The sequence below is a fragment of the Nocardioides sp. genome, assembly GCF_034670285.1.
GTDB lineage: Bacteria > Actinomycetota > Actinomycetes > Propionibacteriales > Nocardioidaceae > Nocardioides.
In genome coordinates, this window is sequence record NZ_JAXMNS010000199.1 from 1 (window position 1) to 6,685 (window position 6,685).

Sequence of the window (6,685 nt, forward strand, 5' to 3'; positions counted from 1 at the left end):
CGCTCTTCCGATCTCACCGCCACCCTCGGCAACGGCACCGAGGTCGGCAGCGACGTCGCCACCCGGCAGCGCGTGGTCAGCGAGGACGCCGCCTACCAGACGATGCAGATGATGGAACGCGTCATCGACCCCGAGGTCGGGGTGGCCCCCGGGGCTGCGGTTCCCGGCTTCCGGGTCGCAGGCAAGACCGGCACCGCCCAGCGGGTCGGCGGGGCGTGCAACTGCTACGCCGACGGCGGCTTCACCGTGTCCTTCGCCGGTTTCGCCCCGGCTGACGACCCGCGCTTCACCATCTACGTGGTCGTCCAGAACCCGAGCAACGGCGGCGGTGGCGGCTCGGTCGCCGGCCCGGCGTTCTCCAAGATGATGGCCTACACCCTGCGTCGCTACGGGGTGGCACCCACGGGCACCAACCCCTCCAAGCTCGCCACCGAGTGGTGATGGGACAGGATGGTCGCGTCGTGTCGTCCACCCGCCCCGCCGTCCCGACCCTCACCGCCCTCGACGCGGTCGTGGGGTGGTTGGGCGACGCCGGGCACCGGGTCGACGTGTCGGGTGCGGGCGGGGTCTCGATCTCCGGCATCAGCCTGAGCACCGAGCGCGTCCAGCCCGGCGACCTGTACGCCGCGCTCCCGGGCGCTCGCGCGCACGGCGCCGACTTCGTCGTCGCAGCGGTCGCCGCTGGAGCGGTCGCCGTGCTGAGCGATGCCGCGGGTCGCGCGCGCTGCCGCGAGGCTGGGGTCGACGTCCCCGTGATCGTCGTCGAGGCGCCCCGCGACGTGCTCGGTCTCGTGAGCGCCGGCGTGTACGGCGAGCCGGCGCGCGCGATGACGATGATCGGCGTCACCGGCACCCAGGGGAAGACCACCACGACCCGACTGGCCGAGTCGGGCCTGCTCGCCGCCGGAGTGCCGGCCGCGGTGATCGGCACCGTCGGCACGCGCATCGCCGGCGTCGACGTCAAGACGTCCCTCACGACCCCCGAGGCGCCCGACCTGCACGGGCTCTTCGCCCTGATGCGCGAGCAGGCCGTCGGCGCCTGCTGCATGGAGGTCTCCAGCCACGCCTTGGTGCTGGGCCGGGTCGACGGCGTCGTCTTCGACGTCGCGGTCTTCCTCAACCTCGGGCGCGACCACCTCGACTTCCACGACGACGTCGAGGACTACTTCCAGGCCAAGGCCTCCCTCTTCACCCCAGAGCACGCCCGGCTCGCCCTGATCAACGTCGATGACGAGCACGGGCGGCGCCTGGCCGCCGAGACGGCGCTGCCCGTGCGCACGTTCTCCACCGCGGGGGCGACGGCCGACTGGACGGCCACCGACATCGGCATCAACGCCGACGAGGACGGTCTCGCCTTCGTCGTCCACGGTCCTGACGGGCTGGAGGTCGCCACCGAGATCCGACTCCCCGGCAGCTTCAACGTGAGCAACGCCCTGGCGGCGGTGGCCGCGGCCGCCGAGGCCGGCCACGACCCCCGGGCCGTGGCCGATGGCCTCTCGAAGGTCGTCGTGCCCGGACGGATGGAGCGGATCGCGGCCGGGCAGCGCTTCCTCGTCGTCGTCGACTACGCCCACAAGCCGGACGCCGTCGAGGCCGCGGTGACCTCGCTGCGTCCCGTGGCCGACGAGAAGGGCGGTCGCGTGCTCGTGGTGCTCGGCGCCGGTGGCGACCGCGACCGCGGCAAGCGACCGGTGATGGGCGAGATCGCCGCGCGTCTGGCAGACGTGCTGATCGTCACCGACGACAACCCGCGCACCGAGGACCCCGCCACGATCCGCGCCGAGGTGCTGGCCGGCACCAGCGGGTCGAGCGCCGAGGTCCTCGAGCTCGGCGACCGCCGTGCAGCGATCACCGCCGCGATCGACCGCGCAGGCCCCGACGACGTCGTGCTCGTCGCCGGCAAGGGTCACGAGACCGGGCAGGAGGTGCACGGCGTGGTCCACGAGTTCGACGACCGGACCGTGGCGCTGGAGGCCCTGCACGCCAGGCTCGCACGCGAGGGCGGCGACGTCCGATGATCGCGCTCAGCCTCGCCGAGATCGCTGAGGTCACCGGGGGAGAGGTCCACGGCGACCCCGACCTGGTCGTCGACGGCGCGGCGTACGTCGACACCCGCAGTCCCGTCGAGGGAGGGCTCTTCGTGGCGATCGTCGGCGAGCGCACCGACGGGCACTCCTACGCCGAGGGCGCCCATGCCGTGCTGGGCAGCCGTCCCACTGCCGCCCCGACCGTGGTCGTCGCCGACCCGACCGCCGCGCTCGGCCGGCTCGCCCGGCACGTGGTGGACCGGCTCGACGTGACCGTGCTGGCGCTCACCGGTTCTCAGGGCAAGACCGGCACCAAGGACCTGCTGGCCCACGTGCTGGCGCAGTCCGGACCCACGGTGGCTACGGCGGCCAACAACAACAACGAGCTCGGCGTCCCCCTGACCGTCCTGAGGGCCGACGTGACGACCCGCTACCTCGTGCTCGAGATGGGCGCGCGCGGCATCGGCCACATCGCCTACCTCGCCGGGATCGCGCCGCCGTCCATCGCCGCCGTTCTCAACGTCGGCACCGCCCACATCGGCGAGTTCGGGGGCCGCGAGGCGATCGCCGAGGCCAAGGGCGAGCTGGTCGAGTCGCTGCCGAGCGACGGCACCGCAGTGCTCAACGCCGACGACACGCTGGTGGCAGCGATGGCGACGCGCACCGACGCCCGGGTGCTGTCCTTCGGCGAGTCCGGCGACGTCCGCTGGCGTGGGTCCGAGGCCGACGACCTCGGCCGGGCGTCCTTCGACCTCGGTCACCTGGGGGAGTGGGCCCCGGTCCGACTCCAGCAGACCGGCGCCCGCCAGGTCCTCAACGCCGCAGCCGCGGCCGCCCTCGCGCTCGCCGCCGGCCTCGCCCTCGACGACGTCGCCGCCGCACTCTCGACGGCGACCCCGGCCTCGCGCTGGCGGATGGAGCTCACCGAGCGCTCCGACGGTCTGCTGGTCCTCAACGACGCCTACAACGCCAACCCCGACTCGATGCGCGCCGCCCTCGAGGCCCTCGCAGGCCTCGGGAGGTCGCGCTCCGGGCGCACCATCGCCGTCCTCGGCGAGATGCGTGAGCTCGGCGGCGACCACGACTCCGGGCACCTGGAGGTCGGCCACGCCGCCGTGCACGCCGGGATCGACGTGGTCGTGGTGGTCGGCGACGGCGCCTCCGGCATCGCTGACGGGGCCCGCGAAGGCGGGTGTGAGGTGATCGTCACGGCGGGGCACTACGACACAGCGGCATGGGTGCGGAACAATGCTGGAGCCGACGACGTGGTCCTGGTGAAGGCCTCACGAGCTGCCGCCCTGGAGCAGGTCGCCGAGCGCGTGCTCAACGATCTCACCGACCAGTCGACCCCCAGCGAGAGGAACCCCACCGCGCCATGAGAGCGATCCTGCTGGGCGGAGGCCTCTCCCTCATCATCTCGCTGCTGGGCACTCGGGTGGCCATCCAGTACTTCACCCGCTGGGGCTACGGGCAGGAGATCCGCGACGACGGACCGGCCTCGCACCACACCAAGCGCGGCACGCCGACCATGGGCGGGGTGGTGATCATCGGGTCCACGGTGATCGCCTACTTCTCCGCCAAGCTGATCACGATGACGGCGCCCTCGGCGTCGGGTCTGCTGCTGCTGTTCCTCTTCGTCGGCATGGGTCTCGTCGGCTTCCTCGACGACTTCATCAAGGTCTCCAAGCAGCGCAACCTCGGACTGCGCAGCAAGGCCAAGATGGGCGGACAGACCGTCATCGCCGTGGTCTTCGGGTTCCTGGCGCTCTCGCCGTGGCTCGAGGACGAGAACGGCCGCACCCCGGCCAGCCACAAGATCTCGTTCCTGCGCGAGATCGACTGGCTCGTGCTGCCGACCGTCCTCGCGGTGATCCTGATCTGGCTGATCGTCACGGCCACCAGCAACGCGGTCAACCTCACCGACGGCCTCGACGGCCTCGCGACCGGTGCCAGCGCGATGGTGTTCGGCGCCTACACGCTGATGAACATCTGGCAGGCCAACCAGTTCTGCCAGGACAACCCCAGCTCGCAGTGCTACAACGTCCGCGACCCGCTCGACCTCGCGATCATCGCTGCCGCCATCACCGGCGCCTGCTTCGGCTTCCTGTGGTGGAACGCCTCCCCGGCCGCGATCTTCATGGGCGACACCGGCTCGCTGGCCCTCGGCAGCGCTCTCGCCGGCTTCGCCATCCTCACCCGCACCGAGCTGCTCCTGATCATCCTCGGCGGACTCTTCGTGCTCATCACCCTCTCGGTGATGGTGCAGGTGAGCGTCTTCAAGGTCAGTCGGTCGAGCTCGTTGGTGCGCAAGGTCTTCGGCATCAAGGCCGGCCATCGCGTCTTCCGGATGGCGCCGCTGCAGCACCACTTCGAGATGCTCGGCTGGGAGCAGGTGACGGTCGTGATCCGCTTCTGGATCATCACCGGACTCTTCGTCGCCACCGGGCTCGGCGTCTTCTACGCCGAGTGGGTCGCGCGGCTGTGACGGGTCCGACGACATGACCGCCCCCGATCCTCGGCTGCTCGGTCGCGACGACCCTTGGGACGGCGTCCGCGCCGTCGTGGCCGGCTTCGGGGTCTCCGGCTTCGCGGCCGCCGACAACCTCACGCACCTCGGAGCCAGCGTCACCGCGCTCGCCGACACCGCGACGCCGGCGCAGCTGGAGAAGGCCGAGCTGCTCGAGGTGCTCGGCGCCCGCGTCGACATCCACGAGGGCGCCACCAGCACGCTGCCCGACGACGTCGACGTCCTCATCACCTCACCCGGGTTCCGGCCCGACGCCACGCTGCTCCGCCAGGCCGAGGCACGTGGGATCCCCGTGTGGGGCGAGGTCGAGCTCGCCTGGCGCCTGCGCCCGATCGGCCCCGACGGCGTCCCGGCGCCCTGGCTGTGCGTCACCGGCACCAACGGCAAGACCACGACCGTCCAGATGCTCGACGCGATCCTGCGCGCGGCCGGCCTGCGCAGCGTCGCTGCCGGCAACGTCGGCCTGCCGATCGTCGAAGCCGTGATGGACCCCACGCCGTACGACGTGTTCGCCGTCGAGCTGTCCAGCTTCCAGCTGCACTACACGCACACGATGGGCGCTCAGGCCGCAGCGGTGCTGAACCTCGCCGAGGACCACCTCGACTGGTACGGCTCGGGCCCCGCGGCGATGGCGGCCTACGGAGCCGACAAGGGCCGCATCTACACCGGCGTCGAGCGCGCCTGCATCTACAACGCTGCCGATCCGGCCACCGAGGCGCTCGTGCGCGAGGCGGACGTCGTCGACGGCGCCCGCGCGGTCGGGTTCACCCTCGGGATGCCCGGCGTGGGGATGCTCGGCCTCGTCGAGGACCTCCTCGTCGACCGCGCCTTCATCGAGGAGCGCGGCTCCAGCGCTGCTGAGCTCTGCACGATCGACGACCTCTCGGCCGACGGCACCACCCCGGCGCCCCACGTCGTGGCCAACGCGCTGGCCGCGGCCGCCCTGGCTCGCGCGCACGGCGTCAGCCAGGCCGCGGTCCGCGACGGGCTGCGCGGCTTCCGGCTCGACGGCCACCGCATCGCCGTCGTCGCCTCGTCCGGCGGCATCACGTGGATCGACGACTCGAAGGCGACCAACCCCCACGCCGCTCAGTCCTCGCTGATGGCTCACGAGCCGGTCGTGTGGATCGCAGGAGGGCTGGCCAAGGGCGCCGGCTTCGACGAGCTGGTGCGCTCGGTCGCCTCGCGCCTGCGTGCCGTCGTCCTCATCGGACGCGACCGCGAGGTCATCGCGGCAGCGCTTTCGCGACACGCCCCCGATGTGCGAGTGATCCACATCGACGCCGACGAGACTGGTGCCGTAGACGGCGGACAAGCCCTGATGGTGCGTGTCGTCGAGGCGGCTGCAGCACTGGCCGTCGCCGGCGACACGGTGCTCCTCGCACCGGGGTGCGCCTCGCAGGACCAGTTCTCCGACTACGCAGCTCGTGGCGAGAAGTTCGCCGAGGCCGTGCGCACCATCGTGGACGGATCCTGACCCCAGCGCGACGAGGAGAGTGACCCGGTGACGACCGTCGACCCGGAGCGCACGCCATCCCTCTCCCGCCCGCTCGTCGCGCCGGCCGCCGCGCACCCCGGTGCCTGGTTCCCGGCCCTGCGCGCGGCGCTGGAGCGGCCGCTGACGACCTACTACCTACTCGTGAGCGCGGCAGCCCTGCTGCTGACCATCGGTCTGGTGATGGTGCTCAGCGCCTCGAGCGTCTACGCCTACACCCAGCTCGGCGACTCCTACGCCGTCGTCCGACGCCAGCTCATGTGGGCCCTCCTCGGCGTGCCGGCGGCGATCATCGCCAGCCGGGTGTCGCTGGTCTGGGTCCGCCGCCTGGCCTACCCGGCGTTCTCGATCTCCCTGGTGCTGCTGCTGCTCACCGCCTTCATCGGCGTCGAGGTCAACGGCAACACCAACTGGCTCGCGGTCGGACCGATCCAGATCCAGCCCTCCGAGATCGCCAAGCTCTCGCTGGTGATCTGGGCAGCCCACATCTACGCCAACAAGGAGCGCCGCCTCGGCAGCCTCCACCAGATCATCGTGCCGGTGCTGCCCGGCATGCTGCTGGCCACCGGGCTGGTGGTCCTGGGCCGCGACCTGGGCACCGCCCTGATCTTCGCCGGCATCCTGATCGGGATGCTG

Annotated in this window: 6 protein-coding genes; all 6 read left to right on the forward strand. The window is 71.8% G+C overall.

Translation table 11 applies throughout. The features are described 5' to 3' along the window. Nucleotides 1–441, forward strand: a 441-nt coding sequence (locus VOI19_RS11235) for a penicillin-binding transpeptidase domain-containing protein (protein WP_323793053.1), incomplete at its 5' end; no start/stop codon positions are given. A 20-nt stretch (nt 442–461) separates the two neighbouring features. Next, nucleotides 462–2,018 carry a UDP-N-acetylmuramoyl-L-alanyl-D-glutamate--2,6-diaminopimelate ligase gene (locus VOI19_RS11240; RefSeq protein ID WP_323793054.1) on the forward strand — a complete coding sequence of 519 codons (1,557 nt, stop codon included), beginning with the start codon at nt 462–464 and terminating at the stop codon, nt 2,016–2,018. Then, nucleotides 2,015–3,406 (forward strand): UDP-N-acetylmuramoyl-tripeptide--D-alanyl-D-alanine ligase, encoded by a 1,392-nt coding sequence (locus VOI19_RS11245; RefSeq protein ID WP_323793055.1) that lies wholly within the window; start codon nt 2,015–2,017, stop codon nt 3,404–3,406. The genes VOI19_RS11240 and VOI19_RS11245 overlap by 4 nt, the downstream gene beginning before the upstream one ends. After that, complete coding sequence (gene mraY, locus VOI19_RS11250; RefSeq protein ID WP_323793056.1) at nt 3,403–4,512, forward strand: phospho-N-acetylmuramoyl-pentapeptide-transferase; 1,110 nt, start codon at nt 3,403–3,405, stop codon at nt 4,510–4,512. The genes VOI19_RS11245 and mraY overlap by 4 nt, the downstream gene beginning before the upstream one ends. Nucleotides 4,513–4,525: 13 nt before the next feature. After that, the gene (gene murD, locus VOI19_RS11255) at nt 4,526–6,031 is read left to right on the forward strand and encodes a UDP-N-acetylmuramoyl-L-alanine--D-glutamate ligase (protein ID WP_323793057.1); all 1,506 of its coding nucleotides are present in this window, start codon (nt 4,526–4,528) and stop codon (nt 6,029–6,031) included. A 27-nt stretch (nt 6,032–6,058) separates the two neighbouring features. Next, a partial coding sequence (locus tag VOI19_RS11260; RefSeq protein WP_323793058.1) for an FtsW/RodA/SpoVE family cell cycle protein occupies nt 6,059–6,685 on the forward strand: 627 nt, incomplete at its 3' end.